The sequence below is a fragment of the Nocardioides eburneus genome (genome assembly GCF_040838215.1).
Taxonomy (GTDB): Bacteria; Actinomycetota; Actinomycetes; order Propionibacteriales; family Nocardioidaceae; genus Nocardioides; species Nocardioides eburneus.
The window spans coordinates 49,515-65,659 of record NZ_JBFPJR010000009.1 but is presented as its reverse complement, the minus strand read 5'-3'; the positions used below and the strand labels follow the sequence as shown (position 1 = coordinate 65,659).

The 16,145-nt window shown below is 72.2% G+C and carries 13 protein-coding genes; 12 read left to right on the top strand and 1 reads right to left on the bottom strand.

Translation table 11 applies throughout. The annotated features are described in order from the left end of the window. The first annotated feature begins 40 nt into the window (after nucleotides 1-40). From AB3X52_RS06975 to AB3X52_RS06960, 4 genes are all read left to right on the top strand, one after another. Nucleotides 41-865: an SDR family NAD(P)-dependent oxidoreductase gene (locus AB3X52_RS06975; protein WP_367992647.1), complete on the top strand. Its 825-nt coding sequence runs from the start codon at nucleotides 41-43 to the stop codon at nucleotides 863-865. Continuing rightward, nucleotides 862-1,788, top strand: a complete 927-nt coding sequence (locus tag AB3X52_RS06970) for a DMT family transporter (protein ID WP_367992645.1) — start codon at nucleotides 862-864, stop codon at nucleotides 1,786-1,788. Before AB3X52_RS06975 ends, AB3X52_RS06970 begins: the two co-directional genes overlap by 4 nt. Beyond that, complete coding sequence (locus tag AB3X52_RS06965; protein WP_367992643.1) at nucleotides 1,781-3,787, top strand: bifunctional phosphatase PAP2/O-acyltransferase family protein; 2,007 nt, start codon at nucleotides 1,781-1,783, stop codon at nucleotides 3,785-3,787. The genes AB3X52_RS06970 and AB3X52_RS06965 overlap by 8 nt, the downstream gene beginning before the upstream one ends. 88 nt (nucleotides 3,788-3,875) lie before the next feature. Next, nucleotides 3,876-4,880: an NYN domain-containing protein gene (locus AB3X52_RS06960; RefSeq protein WP_367992641.1), complete on the top strand. Its 1,005-nt coding sequence runs from the start codon at nucleotides 3,876-3,878 to the stop codon at nucleotides 4,878-4,880. Between the two features lie 43 nt (nucleotides 4,881-4,923). On the opposite strand, the gene AB3X52_RS06955 is transcribed toward AB3X52_RS06960, so the two are convergent. Further along, a complete protein-coding gene (locus AB3X52_RS06955) occupies nucleotides 4,924-6,075 on the bottom strand; it encodes a PucR-like N-terminal domain-containing protein (protein WP_367992639.1) in 1,152 nt (383 codons plus the stop codon). Between the two features lie 126 nt (nucleotides 6,076-6,201). Between AB3X52_RS06955 and hpnC the strand changes: the two genes are divergently transcribed. The 8 genes from hpnC to AB3X52_RS06915 all read left to right on the top strand — a co-directional run bounded on the left by hpnC (nucleotide 6,202) and on the right by AB3X52_RS06915 (nucleotide 16,060). Then, the gene (gene hpnC / locus AB3X52_RS06950; RefSeq protein WP_367992637.1) at nucleotides 6,202-7,062 is read left to right on the top strand and encodes a squalene synthase HpnC; all 861 of its coding nucleotides are present in this window, start codon (nucleotides 6,202-6,204) and stop codon (nucleotides 7,060-7,062) included. After that, nucleotides 7,059-7,952: a presqualene diphosphate synthase HpnD gene (gene hpnD, locus AB3X52_RS06945; protein ID WP_367992635.1), complete on the top strand. Its 894-nt coding sequence runs from the start codon at nucleotides 7,059-7,061 to the stop codon at nucleotides 7,950-7,952. The genes hpnC and hpnD overlap by 4 nt, the downstream gene beginning before the upstream one ends. Beyond that, entirely contained in the window at nucleotides 7,949-9,304 is a 1,356-nt protein-coding gene (gene hpnE, locus AB3X52_RS06940; RefSeq protein ID WP_367992633.1) for a hydroxysqualene dehydroxylase HpnE, read from the top strand. Before hpnD ends, hpnE begins: the two co-directional genes overlap by 4 nt. Beyond that, nucleotides 9,301-10,323 (top strand): polyprenyl synthetase family protein, encoded by a 1,023-nt coding sequence (locus AB3X52_RS06935; protein WP_367992631.1) that lies wholly within the window; start codon nucleotides 9,301-9,303, stop codon nucleotides 10,321-10,323. The genes hpnE and AB3X52_RS06935 overlap by 4 nt, the downstream gene beginning before the upstream one ends. After that, the gene (shc, locus tag AB3X52_RS06930; RefSeq protein WP_367992629.1) at nucleotides 10,324-12,279 is read left to right on the top strand and encodes a squalene--hopene cyclase; all 1,956 of its coding nucleotides are present in this window, start codon (nucleotides 10,324-10,326) and stop codon (nucleotides 12,277-12,279) included. A 79-nt stretch (nucleotides 12,280-12,358) separates the two neighbouring features. Next, a complete protein-coding gene (gene ispH, locus AB3X52_RS06925) occupies nucleotides 12,359-13,852 on the top strand; it encodes a 4-hydroxy-3-methylbut-2-enyl diphosphate reductase (protein WP_367992627.1) in 1,494 nt (497 codons plus the stop codon). Between the two features lie 9 nt (nucleotides 13,853-13,861). After that, nucleotides 13,862-14,866, top strand: coding sequence for an adenosyl-hopene transferase HpnH (gene hpnH / locus AB3X52_RS06920; RefSeq protein WP_367992625.1), 1,005 nt, complete (start codon nucleotides 13,862-13,864; stop codon nucleotides 14,864-14,866). Nucleotides 14,867-15,040: 174 nt separating this feature from the next. Next, complete coding sequence (locus tag AB3X52_RS06915; RefSeq protein ID WP_367992623.1) at nucleotides 15,041-16,060, top strand: pirin family protein; 1,020 nt, start codon at nucleotides 15,041-15,043, stop codon at nucleotides 16,058-16,060. The last annotated feature ends 85 nt before the right edge of the window (nucleotides 16,061-16,145 follow it).

Below are 16,145 nucleotides of genomic sequence, written 5' to 3'. Positions count from 1 at the left end.
CGGAGCCGACGACGCTGCTACGTTGCTCTAAACGGAGGGTGTGACCGGTACGACGACGCAGGAGGCGACGATGCGGCTCGCGGGCGGCGTCTCGCTCGTCACGGGTGCCTCGGCCGGCATCGGCGCGGCCGTCGCACAGCGCCTCGCGCTCACCGGCACCCACGTCCTCGCCCACGGCCGTGACCCGGAGCGCACGGCCGCCGTGGCGGAGTCGACCGGCGGCGTACCTCTCCTCGCCGACCTGCGCGATCCGGCGGCCGTCGACCGGCTCGCCGACGAGGCGCTCGCGGTGCATGGCCGGGTCGACCTCCTCGTCGCTAACGCCGGCTGCGGTCACTCCGGGCCCTTCGACGTCATGACCGCCGACGAGATCGACGACCTGCTCGCGGTCGACCTGACGTCTGCCGTCCGGCTGACCCACCGGCTGCTGCCGGGCATGATCGAGCGTCGGATCGGCCACCTGTGCTACGTGACGAGCATCGCCGGGCGGACGGGCGTCGCCGGGGAGGCGGTGTACGCCGCGGCGAAGGCCGGCCTGGACGCCTTCGCCGAGAGCCTACGGCTGGAGCTGGTCGGCTCGGGCGTGGGCGTGTCCGTCATCGTCCCCGCCGTCGTCGAGACGGGCTTCTTCGAGCGCCGCGGCCGTCCCTACGAGCGGCGGAGCCCGCGCCCGGTGAGCGCCGACCGAGTCGCCCGCGCCGTCGTCGACGCCGTCGAGACCGGGCGGGACGAGGTCTTCCTGCCCGGCTGGACCCGCGTCGCGCCGGCGGTGCGCGCCGTCGCGCCGGCGCCGTACCGCGCGCTCTCCCGCCGCTTCGGGGAGCAGGTGAGGAGCGCAGGGACCCCCGAAGGACGGTCGTCGTGACGCGCGCCTACGTCGTCCTCGTGCTCGGCCTGGCGGCCGCCTTCGGCTTCGCGCTGTCCGCCTGGCTGCAACAGCGCGCCAGCACCCACCTCGCCGGCCGGCCGGGTGCGGCGCTGGCGCGGAAAGGCCTGCCCGGCGCCGTACGCCTGCTGGGACGGCTAGTGCGGAGCCCGGCCTGGTTCTTCGGCTGGTTCGTCAACCTGCTCGCGTTCTTCGTCCAGGCCGCCGCCCTGCGGCTGGGGTCGGTGGTCGCCGTGCAGCCGTTGATGACGACGCAGGTCCTCTTCACGATGCCGTTGGCCTCCTGGGAGTCGCGGCGCTGGCCCAGGCCGCTCGACTGGATCTCGGGGCTCGCGATCTGCGGCGGGGTCGCGCTGCTCATGCTCGTCGACGGTGCCGCGCCGTTGACGGGGGAGGCCGACCGGCCGCTGGTCCTGCTCGTCACCCTCATCGCGATCGGCGTGGTCGCCGTCCTGGTCGTGGCGAGCCGCTTCCGGCCCTCGCCCGCGCTCGCCGCGATCCTGCTCGCCTGCGCGGCCGGCGTCTGCTTCGCCATGACCGCCATGTTCATGAAGCTCACCGCCGACGACCTGCTCGACGACGGCGTCGGGGCGACCGCGCGCGACTGGGTCGGCTACGCGCTCGCCGGCAGCACCGGCATCGGCCTCGCCCTCGGCCAGCTCTCCCACGCGGCCGGCCCGCTCCCGTGGTCGGTCTCGGCGATGAACATCGTGAACCCGCTCGCCAGCTACGTCGCCGGCATGGTCGCCTTCCGTGCCGACCCGCCGACGACCCCGGGCGCGCTCGCCGGTCTCGCCGGGGCAGGCGCGCTTCTCGTCCTCGGCGTGATAGGTCTGGTGCACTCGCCGTCCTTGAGCGCCTGGAACCCCACCGAACCCGAGCCGGAGGCGAAACGTGCCTGACCAGTCCGTGGAGACACGACGACCGCGGGTCGTCGTGTGGCAGCAGGTCGTCCTCGGCCTGGTGGTCTTCGGCTACTACCTGGTCGTCGACTCGCTGCACTCACCCGGGCGCCGGGCTGCGGCCGACCGGCACGGCCTCGACATCGCGCGCCTGGAGGACTGGCTCCACCTCGACGTCGAGAAGTGGCTCAACGACTGGCTCGCGGGTCACCACACGCTGATGGTGATCGCGAACTATGAATACGCCTTCACCTACATCCTGAGCGCCATCGCCACCCTCGCCTACCTCGTCTGGCGGCACCCCGAGGTCTGGCGTCGAGCGCGGACGTCGTTCGTGATCGTCACGGTCGTCGGCATCACCTGCTTCGGGCTCTATCCCACGACGCCTCCGCGGATGTTGCCCGGCAACGCCTTCTTCGACACCGTCGCCAACCACCACACCTGGGGCTCGTGGGGCTCGCCGCTCGTGAGCGGCGCCAACGAGCTCGCCGCGATGCCGTCGCTCCACATGGGCTGGGCGCTGTGGGTCAGCGTCGCGCTGCTCTGGGCCGGGGTGCCGCGGTGGGTCCAGTGGCTCTCGGCGCTGCACGTGACGGTGACTCTCGTCGTCATCCTGGCCACCGCCAACCACTACCTGCTCGACGCCGTCGCGGCCTTCGTCCTGGTCGTGCTCGCCGACCGGGTCGCGCTCTGGATCCATCCCTACTGGGAGGGCTCGCTGGTCCCGTCCGCGGACGCCTTCTTCCTCCACGTGGAGGAGACCGGCCATCCGCAGATCGTCGGCGGGCTGGTCTTCTGGGACCCCGCCCAGCGGCAGCCGGTCCGGCAGGACCTGGTCGACCTGGTCGCGAGTGAGCTCGGCAGCCTGCCGCGGTTCAGCCAGCGGATCGAACAGCGCGGCCGCTGGCGCCGCGCCCGTTGGGTGGTCGCGCCGCCGCTCGACTGGGACTGGCACGTCGTGGAGTGGCAGGTGCCCGGCCGTCGCGGTGTCGACGAGGCGGTCGCTCGCATCGCCGCGGAGCCCTTCCCTCGCGACCGGCCGCTGTGGCGGATCGTCATCCTCGACATGGGCGACGGCTCCAAGGCGCTCCTCTTCCTGCTCCACCACGCCATCGCCGATGGGATCGGCACCGTGCTGCAGGCGATGCAGATCCTGCGCCCGCGGATCAGCCTGCCCGAGCCGGCCTACCGGCCGAGCGGGCTGCAGACCGCGGCGGCCACGGCCCTGGGCTTCGCCCAGTTGGCGACGGACGGCAGCAAGCCGGGCGGCAAGCACGCTGGCCTCGGCGTCGCCGGTCAGGACCGAGACTTCGCCACCGGCGGGCTGCCCCTCGCCGAGCTCAAGGAGGCCTCCCGGCCCCACCGGGTCACCGACCTGGTCCTTGCGTTGACCGCCGGCGCCGTCGCCGAGAGCCACCCCGAGCTCGTCGCCGCCTCCGCGGGGCGGATCCGGGTCGCCGTACCCCTCATGGTGCGGGAGCCCGGCGCCGCCGCCGAGGGCAACGCGACCGCCGCCGTGATGGTCGACGTACCCCTGCGCGCCGACGACACCGGCGCGCTCATGGACGAGATCGCCACCGTGACCGCGCGGCTGCGCCGCCCGACGCGCGCCCTCGCGAGCCGGTGGGTGATGGCCCACCTGCTGCGGATCTTCCCGGAGCCCTGCGTCGGCTGGTTCGCGCGGACGGTCTACGGCCACCGGTTCTTCGACGGGATCGTCTCCAACATGCCGGGGCCCACCCAGCAGCTCTCCATGGCCGGATCCGACCTCGTCGAGGTCTACCCGATCCTGCCGCTCGCGCCGGGCGCGCCGTTCGTCGTGGGTGCATTGAGCTGGGACGGCGTCCTGGGTGTCGGGCTCGCCACCGACCCCGGGCTCGTCGATGCCCGAGCCGTCACCACCGCGATGGAGCGACGGCTCTGTGCGCGGCTCGCGCAGCTCCGCGAGGCCCAGGGCCGAGGTTCGTCGTACGACGACGCGTCGGGCGCCGTGGTCTGACCTCCCGTCCCGGCGCGATGTCGCCGTTCGCAGCGTTCTTGTCGCTGCGGTCCGTCGCGATGTCCGTGCTGCGTGCCAGGGTGGTCACATGCGCTCGACCTGTTCGCTCTACATCGATGCCGGCTATCTTCTGGCCGCGGCGGCGACCCGCGTCACCGGCACCTCGCTGCGCAGCGGCATCCACGTCGACTACGCCGCGCTGGTCGGCTCGCTCGTGGAGGCCGCCGAGGCTCGCTCGGGCGTGCCGGTGCTGCGCGTGCACTGGTATGACTCGGCTCGCAACGGGGTCCCCGACCCTCAGCAGGAGCGCATCGGCGAGCTGTCCAAGGTCAAGCTCCGGCTGGGGCGGTTCGGCGTCGACGGCCAGCAGAAGGGCGTCGACCTGCGGATCGGGCTCGACCTCGTGGCCCATGCCCGCAACGGCGCCTCCGACGTGTTCCTCCTCGTCTCGGGCGACGACGACCTCACCGAGGCGGTGGAGGAGGCCCAGGTCCACGGCGTCCAGGTGGTGCTGCTCGCGGTGCCCACCACGGCCGGAAAGCCGCACGGCGTCAGCCGACACCTCATCCGGGCCGCCGACGAGCTCGACACCATCGACGGTGCAGCGATCGACGCCGCGGTGATGAAGGTCGAGGTGCCTCGAGGGCCGGCGGCCGCGCCGAGCGCACCGGCAGCGTCGGTTCCGACACCGGTGCCGAGCCCGGCTGCGCTCGCCTCGCGGGCGGCGGGTCGCAGCCCGCGCGACGTCGCGGCCCTGGTTCACGGTCCGACCCCGCCGGTGCGCCCGGTGAGCGTGCTCGCCTACAGCGGCTCGACCGGATCGCCGTCGCGGGTGCTGCCCGGCTATGAGGAGGGGAGCGACGATCACGACGAGCTGATCGACGAGGTCGTCGTGCGCGTCCTGGCGTCGTTCCGCAAGAGCGCCTCGCCTGACGACGAGGCGGAGCTGACGCGGGCCCGTCCCTCGATCCCGCGCGAGATCGACCGCGCGCTGCTCCTGGACGCCTCCGACGCCTTGCAGCTCTATGACCTCAACGAGCGGATCCGCTCCCGGCTGCGCGCCCGCTTCTGGGAGAAGTACGACGAGTGCTGAGTCGGGGAGGCGCCGGGCCACATGCCCTGCCGGGACCGACGCGTCAGGACCAGTTCAGCGCGAGCAACAGCCGCGACCGCTCGCGCGGCGAGTCGAGCGCGTCGCCGAACAGCTCGCGCAGACGGTTGACCCGATAGCTCACCGTCTGCGGGTGGACATGGAGCTCCTGGGCCACGGCGGTGCGGTCGCCCTGGTGACGCAGCCACCACACGAGCGTGTCGGTGAGGCGCTCACGGGCGCCGACGGGGAGCCCCTCGAGTGGGGCGAGCACCTGGTCGCGCAGGAACGCGAGCAGCCGATCGTCGCGGTGGACGATGATCGTGTCGAGGTGGTCGTCGACGAAGACCGGGCAGCCGCCGAGGACCCCGTCGCGGGCGAGACCGAACGCGATCTGCGCCAGCTCGACGCTGCGGGCCGCGAGCTCGACCGGAACGGTCAGACCGATGACGCAGCGCACGCCGCGCAGCGTGCGGGCGAGCCGCTCCCGGTCGATCGGGTCGGCGATGATCGCGCCGGCGAGGTCGCCCTGGCGGACCGGCAACGTGGAGGCGTCCAGACGCGAGAGCAGCTCGCCCTCGTCGTCACCCAGGAGCAGGGCCACGCGCGCGGGCAGCCGCCAGCGGGCGCGGTCGGCCGCCGCCCGGACCGCCGACATCGTCGAGCGCTCCGAGAGCAGCAGGTCGACGAGGTCCGCGCGCTGACGGTCGCGTGCCCGGGCGTCGGCGCGCTGTGCCTGGACGTATCCCTGGGTCGAGGCCTGGGAGAGATGGTTGACGAAGTCGAAGACCGACTCGGCGAGGCCGGCGATGAGGTCGCCCGGGAGGTCCATCGCGGAGGCGCACTCGGCCACGTGGCGCCAGGCGACGCGGGCGCCGACCTGGTAGGCCGTCAGCAGTCTGGTCAGGTCGTGGCCGAGCTCCCACTGGCGGCCGCCGATCTGCTGGAAGACGACCTGCACCGCCTGCTCGTCCTCCAGGGGACGGGCCCCGTCGTTCAGCCCGCTGGTCGCGAGCACCATCAATCGGTGCAAGAAGAGGCCCGCGCCGTCGCGGATCTCCTCGAGGTCCTCGTCCAGGAAGGCGGCGTAGTCGGGCCATCCGGTGAGCAGCCGGTCGCGGACGTCGAGCAGCAACTGGGGGAGGCGCTCGGCGATCCGGGCCTCGAGCCGTTCAGCGACGAGCAGATCCTGCGCCATGACGACCTCCGGGGCATGCGCTGAGACGGGTGGGACGAGAAATTATAACCGCGTGACAAGTTCCCGGGCCGAAAAGGTGCGGCGCGGGGACAGAGACGGAGAGCCTGTCCGGTGTTTGATGGTTGCATGGCCACAGTCGTGTCGGAGACGTCCTGGGAGACGCGGGAGGCCGGTGAGAACTTCCCGGTCGCGCTGCGGCTCCTGCCGCGCCGACACCGCGAGCACCTCCACGCGGTCTACGGCTATGCCCGGCACGTCGATGAGCTCGGCGACTCGCTTCCCGGGGGTCCCGCGGCCAGGGTCGCCGCGCTCGAGGACTTCCGCGCGCAGACCCGGGTGATCTGGACCGGTGGTGAGGTGGCGACACCGCTCCTGCGCCGGCTGGCGGCCACGGTCGCCGACGCCCGGCTCAGCGAGCAGCCGTTCCTCGACCTGGTCGAGGCCAACCTGCAGGACCAGCGCGTCTCCCGCTACTCGACCCGCGCCGACGTGCTCGCCTACTGCCACCTCTCCGCCGACCCGGTGGGTCGGATCGTGCTCGAGCTCTTCGGGGCCTCGACGCCGGCGCGTATCGCGCTCTCCGACCGGGTCTGCACCGCCCTGCAGATCGTCGAACACCTCCAAGACGTCGGCGAGGACCGGCGCGCGGGCCGCGTCTACCTCCCGCAGGAGTCGCTGGCGTCGTACGACGTCGACGAGCACGCGCTCGACGCGCGACCGGCGCCGGGCGTCACCCCGCCCGCTCTGCGGGCGCTCGTCCTCGCCGAGGCCGACTGTGCGGCGGAGATGCTCCACGAGGGCAGCGCGCTGGTCGGACAGCTCCGCGGTTGGGCACGGACCGCGGTCGCGGGCTTCGTCGCCGGTGGCCTCGCGGTCGTCGACGCGCTCCACCGGATCGACGGCGACGTCCTGGGTCGGCACGCCGCGCCGGCGAAGCGCGACGTCGTACGCCACGCGCTCACCGCGCTCGTCAGGGGCCGCGCATGACCACCCGGACGCCGCCGACCGGCACCCTCGCCGACGCCTATGCCGAGTGCGAGCGGATCACCCGGACCGAGGCCGGCAACTTCTACTACGGCATCCGCCTGCTGCCCGAGCACAAGCGGACCGCGCTGTGCGCGGTCTACGCCCTGGCCCGGCGCGTCGATGACATCGGCGACGGCGACCTGCCGCGCGAGACGAAGCTCAAGGACCTCGCCGCGGTCCGTCAGGACCTCGACGCGCTCCAGGTCGGCGGTGCGACCGGTTCCGACCCGGTCCTGGCCGCGCTGGGGGACGCCGCGACCCGCTTCCCGATCCCGCTCAGCGCGTTCGGTGAGCTCGTCGACGGCGTGGAGACCGACCTTCCCGACGACGTCCGGATCGCCGACTGGGACGCTCTCGTCGTCTACTGCCGCCGGGTCGCCGGCTCGATCGGACGGCTGTGCCTGTCCATCTTCGGCAGCGATGCCGCCGACCCGCGGGTGGCGCTCTTCGCTGACCAGCTCGGGATCGCGCTGCAGCAGACCAACATCCTGCGCGACATCCGCGAGGACCTCGGCAACCGGCGGATCTACCTGCCGCAGACTGAGCTCGCCGAGTGGGGCGTCGAGCTGCGCACCGACGCCATGGGCGACCTCGACGACCCGGAGGGGCGGCTGGCGGCGTACATCAGGTTCGCCGCAGCGCGCGCCGAGGACTGGTACGCCCTCGGCATGCGGCTCGTGCCCCACCTCGACCGGCGCAGTGCGGCCTGTTGTGCGGCGATGGCGGGGATCTACCGCCACCTGCTCCGGACGATCGCCGCCGACCCGGTGCAGGTCTACGACAAGCGGCTCAGCCTCTCCACCGCGCACAAGGCACGGGTCGCGCTCGGGTCCCTGGTGGGTCGCGGATGAGCGCCCCCAGCAGCGCGCGCCCCACGGCGCGCCGTCACCCTCGCGTCGCCGTCGTCGGCGGCGGGCTCGCCGGCATCACGGCCGCCCTGCGGCTGGCCGACGCCGGCTGCCGGGTCACCCTGCACGAGGCGAAGCCGAAACTCGGCGGCCTGACCCACTCCTTCCCGCGTGACCTGGGGGACGAGCGGCTGTGGGTCGACAACGGTCAGCACGTCTTCCTCCGCTGCTGCACCTCCTACCGCGCACTCCTCGACCGCCTCGGCGTCACGGGTCAGGTCACGATCCAGGACCGTCTCGACGTCACCGTCCTCAGCGGTGCGTACGTCGGCACCGGCCGTCTGCGCCGGAGCGGGCTGCCGGCGCCGCTCCACCTGGGCGCCGCGCTCGCGACGTACCGCTGGCTCTCGCCGCTCGACCGGCTCAAGGTCGTCCCCGCGGCGCTGGCGCTCGGCCGCGTCGACCGGAAGGCGCCGGTCACCGACGACCAGAGCTTCGGCGACTGGCTCGCCCGGCACGGACAGAGCGACCGCGCCGTCGAGGCGGTCTGGGACCTCATCGGCGTCGCGACGCTCAACGCGCCCGCCGCGCGGTCCTCGCTCGCGCTGGCGGCGACGGTCTTCCAGCTCGGGCTGCTCGACGAGCCGGGCGCCGCGGACATCGGCTGGTCCGACGTCCCGCTCCAGCAGCTCCACGGTGACGCCGCCGCGAAGGCGCTCGCGGACGCGGGGGTCGACGTACGCCTGGGGGCGAAGGTCGTCTCCCTCGACGACCTGGACGCTGAGGCCGTCGTCGTCGCGACCACCGCCCCGGAGGCCGCGCGCCTGGCCGGTGACGTCATCCCCGACGCGCACCCCGCCGACTGGGCCGACGAGCTCGGCAGCGCGCCGATCATCAACCTCCACCTCGTCTATGACCGGACCGTCCTGGACGAGCCGTTCGTGGCCGCCGTCGACAGCCCGCTGCAATGGGTCTTCGACCGGACGGCGCACGCCGGGCTGAGGCAGGGGCAGTACGTCGCGGTCTCGATCTCGGCCGCGGACCAGCTCGTCGACCTGCCGGTGGCGACGCTGCGGGAGCGCTTCGTGCCGCACGTCGAGGCGGTGCTGCCGCGTGCCCGGGACGCCGAGCTACGCGACTTCTTCGTGACGCGCGAGCGTCACGCGACCTTCCGGCCGGCGCCCGGCAGCGGGCGGCTACGGCCGGCGACGCGCACGACGAGTGCGCGGGTGTATCTAGCCGGAGCATGGACGGCCACCGGGTGGCCGGCCACGATGGAGGGTGCCGTCCGCAGCGGTGAGGCTGCCGCCGACGCCCTTCTGGAGACGAGGAGTCCGTTGGAGGTGGGCGCATGACGACGGCCCGTGCATGGCTGACCGCGGCGAAGGGTCTGTGGGACCCGGGGCTGCGCGCGGCCGTCGACCGGCTCGACCCGCACATGCGGACGGTCGCGGCCTATCACTTCGGTTGGGTCGACCGGGACGGCAACCCGGCGGACGGCTCGGCGGGCAAGGGCCTGCGCCCCGGACTCGCACTGCTCGTGGCCGACGCGCTCACCGGCGCGCCGGAGAAGGCACTCGCGGGTGCGGTCGCGGTGGAGCTGGTCCACAACTTCTCGCTGGTCCACGACGACCTCATCGACCGCGACGAGGCGCGCCACCACCGGCCGACCGTGTGGAGCGTGTGGGACGACACGACCGCGATCCTCGTCGGTGACGCGATGCTCTCGCTGGCTCACGAGGAGCTGGGGCTCAGCGGGTCGCCGTACGCCCTTCCCGCGAGCCTCGCGCTGACCGCCGCGACGCGGGAGCTGATCCGCGGTCAGGCCGAGGACGTCCTCTTCGAGTCCCGCGCGGACGTCACCCTCGACGACTGCCTCGGCATGGTCGCCGGCAAGACCGGCTCGCTGCTCGCGGTCAGCGCCGCGATCGGGGCGATCCTGGCCGGCGCCGACCAGCGGACGGTCGACGCCTGCCACACCTTCGGCTTCGAGCTCGGCCTCGCCTTCCAGATCGTCGACGACCTGCTCGGGATCTGGGGCGCCACCGAGGTGACCGGCAAGCCGGTCTTCGCGGACCTGGCGGCCGCCAAGAAGACGCTGCCCGTCGTCTGGTCCCTCGACCGGGGCGGTGACGCGGGGGAGGAGCTCGGTCGGTGGTTCTCCGGGCGCACCGCCCGGGACGCCGCCGATCTCGCCGAGCTGCAGTACGCCGCCGACCTGATCGAGAAGGCCGGCGGCCGCCGCTGGGCGGCCGAGCAGGCCGACGCCCATGTCACCGCGGCGCTCGCCGCGCTCGACCCGGTGGGGATGTCGGAGGACGGTCTCGCGACGCTCACCGATCTCGCCCATTTCGTCACGGAGAGGAAGTCATAAATGACCGCTGAGAAGCTCGAGCCAGCCGAGACGCCTTCGGTCGACACCCCCTCCGTCGCCCCGAAGGCCGATCGCCCGGTCCGCGCGGCGCTCGACGCCGCGGTCGCCCATCTCCGCGCGCGCCAGCACGCCGAGGGCTGGTGGAAGGGTGAGCTCGCCACCAACGTGACGATGGACGCCGAGGACATGCTGCTGCGGCACTTCCTCGACATCGTCGATCCCGACGCGCAGGAGCGCAGCGCCCGCTGGATCCGCTCCCAGCAGCGCGAGGACGGCACCTGGGGCGACTTCCCGGGAGCGCCGCCGACGCTCTCGACGACCGTTGAGGCATGGGTCGCGCTGCGGCTCGCCGGCGATCCGGCCGACGCCGACCACATGGAGCGCGCGGCGGAGTGGATCCGCGCCAACGGCGGCCTGGAGAAGGCCCGAGTCTTCACCCACATGTGGATGGCGCTCGTCGGCCTCTGGTCGTGGGACGACTGCCCGACGCTCCCGCCGGAGATGATCTTCCTGCCGTCGTGGGCGCCGCTCAACATCTATGACTGGGGCTGCTGGGCCCGGCAGACGATCGTGCCGCTCATGATCGTCAGCGCGAAGCGGCCGGTCCGGCCGGTGTCCTTCGACGCCGAGCCGATCCGCACCCACGCGACGCCGGACCGCTTCGACCCGCTGTGGAGCATCGCGGGCGTCTTCCAGCGGCTCGACATCGGCGTACGCCTCTTCGGCAAGCTGCCGTTCAACCCGGTCCGCAAGCTCGCCCTGAAGCACGCCGCGGAGTGGATCCTGGCGCGCCAGGAGTCCGACGGCGGGTGGGGCGGCATCCAGCCGCCGTGGGTCTATTCCGTGCTGGCGCTCAACCAGCTCGGCTACTCGCTCGACCACCCCGCGCTGCGCGCGGCGATGAAGGGTCTCGACGACTTCTTCGTCGAGGTCGAGCACGGGCCGGAGGGGCCGATGCGCTGGCTCGAGGCCTGCCAGTCGCCGGTGTGGGACACCGGACTGTCGCTCCAGGCGCTCCTCGAGGCGGGAGTCGCACCCGACGACCCGGCGGTCCTCACCGCTGCCGACTGGCTGCTGGGGGAGCAGGTCACCGCTGACGGCGACTGGCAGGTGCGCCGTCGCGACCTGCCGTCGGCCGGATGGTCCTTCGAGTTCGCCAACGACGTCTACCCCGACACCGACGACACCGCCGAGATGGTGCTCGCGCTGCGCGGTGTGCGCCACCCCGAGCCGGAGCGTCTGCGGGCCGCCCTCGACAAGGCCGTCACCTGGACCGCCGGCATGCAGTCGAAGGACGGCGGCTGGGGGGCCTTCGACGCGGACAACACCCGTGAGCTGGCGACCAAGCTGCCGTTCTGCGACTTCGGCAACGTGATCGACCCGCCCTCGGCGGACGTCACCGGCCACGTCGTCGAGATGCTGGCCGCCGAGGGGCTCGCCGACTCCGCCGAGTGTCGCCGTGGCGTCGCCTGGCTGCTCGACCACCAGGAGGCGGACGGCTCGTGGTTCGGGCGTTGGGGCGCCAACCACCTCTACGGCACCGGCGCCGTGGTCCCCGCGCTCGTCGAGGCGGGCGTCTCGCCGCAGGACCCGCAGGTCCGGGCCGCGGTGCACTGGCTCGAGCAGCACCAGAACGTCGACGGCGGCTGGGGCGAGGACCTCCGCTCCTACACCGACGACGCCTGGATTGGGCACGGCGACTCCACTCCGTCGCAGACCGCCTGGGCGCTGCTCGCGCTCCTCGCCGCCGGGGAGGAGTCTGAGGCCGTCGAGCGCGGCATCGCCCACCTCGTCGAGACCCAGCGTCCCGACGGAGGCTGGGACGAGGACCTCTACACCGGCACCGGCTTCCCGGGCTACTTCTACATCGGCTACGAGATGTACCGCCAGGTCTTCCCCATGTGGGCGCTGGGCCGCTACGTGCGACGCGCCGAGAACCGCGGGGGAACGGCATGAGCGAGCGTCAGCGAGCGACCGTCGGTGCTGTCGTGCCGCCGCGTCCGTATCGTTGTTCTTCTGGCACGGAGGCGGGGGCATGACGGGAGTCGTCTGCACGCCGCTGCGCACCGAGTGGCTGGCGGTCTCGCCCGGGCTCTCCGGGGGTGCGCTCCGCACCGGCCGGTCGCGCGCCGGACACGACCTGCCCGTCGCGCCGCGTCTCATCACCGGTGTCGCCGGTTCCCTGCGCCCCGACGTCGCGCCCGGCGACCTCGTCGTCGCGAGCGAGGTGCGCCACGCCGTCGACGGCACCGTGACGCCCTGCCCGGCCTCCGCGCTGCTCGTCGGCGCGCTCCGCCGCGCCGGCCACACCGTCCACCACGGCCCGGTCGTCACGACCGAGCGGGTCGTCGACGACCCGCTCGAGCGGGCCGCGCTGGCCGCGGACGGCGCACTCGCGGTCGACACCGAGTCGGCGCTGCTGCTCCCCGGTGTCCCGGAGGGCCAGGCCGTCGTCGTACGCGCGATCGTGGACACGCCCGAGCAGCGGCTCTTCTCCCTCGGCACGGCGCCGCGCGGGATCAAGGCGCTCCTCAGTCTGCGCAAGGCCGCCCCCGTCCTCGAGGACTGGGTCCGTGCCACGGCCGACCGGGAGGTCGTGCTCGCCTCGCCGCGGTCCTTCTGCGCCGGCGTCGAGCGGGCCATCGACATCGTCGCGGCCTCGCTCGACAAGTTCGAGGGGCCGGTCTACGTGCGCCGCCAGATCGTGCACAACCGCCACGTCGTGGCGGAGCTGGAGGCGAAGGGCGCGATCTTCGTGGAGGAGGTCGAGGAGGTGCCCGAGGGCAGCGTCGTCGTCCTGGCTGCCCACGGCGTCACGCCGACCGTCCGTCAGGACGCCGCCGCGCGCCACCTGCGGGTGGTCGACGCGACCTGCCCCTTGGTGACGAAGGTGCACAACGAGGTACGCCGCTTCGCGGGCCTCGACCACACCGTCTTCCTCATCGGGCACGCCGACCACGAGGAGGTGGTCGGGACGTACGGCGAAGCGCCGGGCAACGTCGTCATCGTGGAGGGCCCCGACGAGGCCATGACCGTCGAGGCCACCGACCCCGCCAAGGTCTCCTACGTCATGCAGACGACCCTCGCGGTCGACGAGGCGGAGAAGACCGCCACGATCCTGCGGGAGCGCTTCCCGGCGCTCAGCGCCCCGCGCAAGGACGACATCTGCTATGCGACCACCAACCGCCAGCAGGCCGTGCGGGCCGTCGCCCGCGACAGCGACCTGGTGATCGTGCTGGGGTCGCGCAACTCGTCCAACAGCCAGCGACTCGTGGAGGTCGCCCGCGGGGAGGGCACGCCGGCGTACCTCGTCGATGACCTCTCCGAGGTCGACCTCGGTTGGCTGTACGGCGCCGGTCGGATCGGCCTCACCGCCGGTGCGTCCGCGCCACCCCACCTGGTCGACGAGGTCGTCGCCGGTCTGGCCGGCCTCGGCCGGCTCGATGTCCACCAGACCGAGGTGGTCTCCGAAAGCGTGCGGTTCACGCTGCCCCGCGAAGTGATCTCCGAAGTGATCCGAGAGAAGTGAGCTGATTCCATGTCAATGCCTCTGCATCAGTCCATCAAGATCGGCACGTATCTGATGAAGCAGAAGGTGCTGCGCAAGAAGAAGTTCCCGCTCCTCATCGAGCTCGAGCCACTCTTCGCCTGCAACCTGAAGTGCAACGGATGCGGCAAGATCCAGCACCCGGCGTCGGTGCTCAAACAGCGCATGCCGGTCGAGCAGGCCGTCTCCGCGGTGGTCGACTCGGGTGCCCCGATGGTCTCGATCGCGGGCGGCGAGCCGCTCATGCACCCGCAGATCGACGAGATCGTCCGGCAGCTCCTCGACCGCGGCAAGATGGTGTTCCTGTGCACCAACGCGGTGCTGCTGCCCAAGCACGTCCACAAGTTCACGCCCCACAAGAACTTCGCCTGGATGGTCCACATCGACGGCCTCGAGGAGCGCCACGATGCCTCGGTGAGCAAGGAGGGCGTCTTCACGCAGGCGGTCGACGCGATCCGACTGGTCCAGGAGAAGGGCTTCCGGGTCATGACCAACACGACCTTCTTCGACACCGACAGCCCGCAGGACGTCATCGACGTGCTCGACTACCTCAACGACGAGCTCAAGGTCGACAACATGCAGATCTCGCCGGGCTTCGCCTACGAGAAGGCGCCCGACCAGACGCACTGGCTCGGCACGACCCAGACCAAGGAGCTGTTCAAGAAGGCCTTCTCCGACGGGCGGCGCAAGAAGTGGCGCCTCAACCACAGCCCGCTGTTCCTGGACTTCCTCGAGGGCAAGGTCGACTTCGACTGCACGGCCTGGGCGATCCCGTCGTACTCCCTCAAGGGCTGGCAGAAGCCCTGCTACCTCATGGAGGACGGCTACGTCGACACCTACGACGAGCTGATCGAGACGACCGACTGGGACGCCTACGGCCGTGGCAAGGACCCGCGCTGCGCCAACTGCATGGCCCACTGTGGCTACGAGCCCACCGCGGTCCTCGCCACCATGTCGTCGCTCAAGGAGTCGATCCGCGCCGCAGTCTCCGTCTGAGCCGAGAGGTCACCCGTTCCCCGCGAGAGGTCACCCGTTCCCCGCGAGAGGTCACTCGCTCCGCGCGAGAAGTCGGTCACTCCGCCCGAGAGGTCATTCGGTACGCCGCCGGGTGGCCTCTCGGCGTCAATGAGCGGCCTCTCGGCGGAGGGCCGGGCGGAGTAGCGTGGTCCCATGACCAATCTGGAGACGCGCCCCGCGGAGGTCGTCTGCGAGGGCAAGGAAGGGGCCGACGTCCAGGTCATCGGCCCGCGTGACGTCCCTCTCGGCGGCCCCCGGGCCATGAACGTACGCCGGACGCTCCCCTCCAAGGAGAGGTCACTCGTCGGCGCGTGGTGCTTCCTCGACCACTACGGTCCGGACAACGTCGCCGAGACCGGAGGCATGGTCGTGCCGCCGCATCCCCACACCGGTCTCCAAACCGTCTCGTGGCTCTTCACCGGCGAGATCGAGCACCGCGACAGCGCCGGCAACGTCGCGATGGTGCTGCCGGGCGAGGTCAACCTCATGACCGGCGGCCGCGGCATCAGCCACTCCGAGAACACCCTCGAGAACGGCAACCCGGTCCTCCACGGTGCCCAGCTGTGGGTGGCGCTGCCCGAAGACGCGCGCGACACCGCACCGGCGTTCGCCCACCACAAGCCGGAGCCGATCAAGGGCACCGGTTGGCAGGTGCGGGTCTTCCTCGGCTCTCTGCTCGGCGACACTTCGCCGGTCGAGACCTTCACGCCGCTGCTCGGCGCCGAGATCCTGCTCCAGCCGGGCGTCATCCTCGAGCTTCCGGTCGATGAGACCTTCGAGCACGGCGTCCTGGTCGACACCGGCAACGTCGCGCTCGGCGTCGACGGCCACGAGGGGACGCTCGTCCACAAGGACTCGCTGGCCTACACCCCGCCCGGCTCGGCCACCCTCACCCTCGAGGCCACCGAGCGCACCCGGCTCCTGCTCCTCGGTGGCCCGCCGTTCGGTGAGTCGATCGTCATGTGGTGGAACTTCGTGGGCCGCACGCACGAGGAGATCGTGGGCTACCGCCAGGAGTGGCAGGACCAGATCACCCGTGGTGGCTCGGACGCCGACGTCGTCGACGACTCCCAGGACGTCCTCGACGGCCGGTTCGGGATCGTGAAGGACAACCACCAGCGCCCCATCCCGGCGCCGCCGCTGCCCAACGCCCGGCTCCGCTCACGGCAGTAGCGCCGGCCTCTCGGCGGAGAAATGTGAGCACGATCACCTCTCGCCATTGCGTCCGCCCCTCGCACGCCCTAGCGTTCCATGGAAC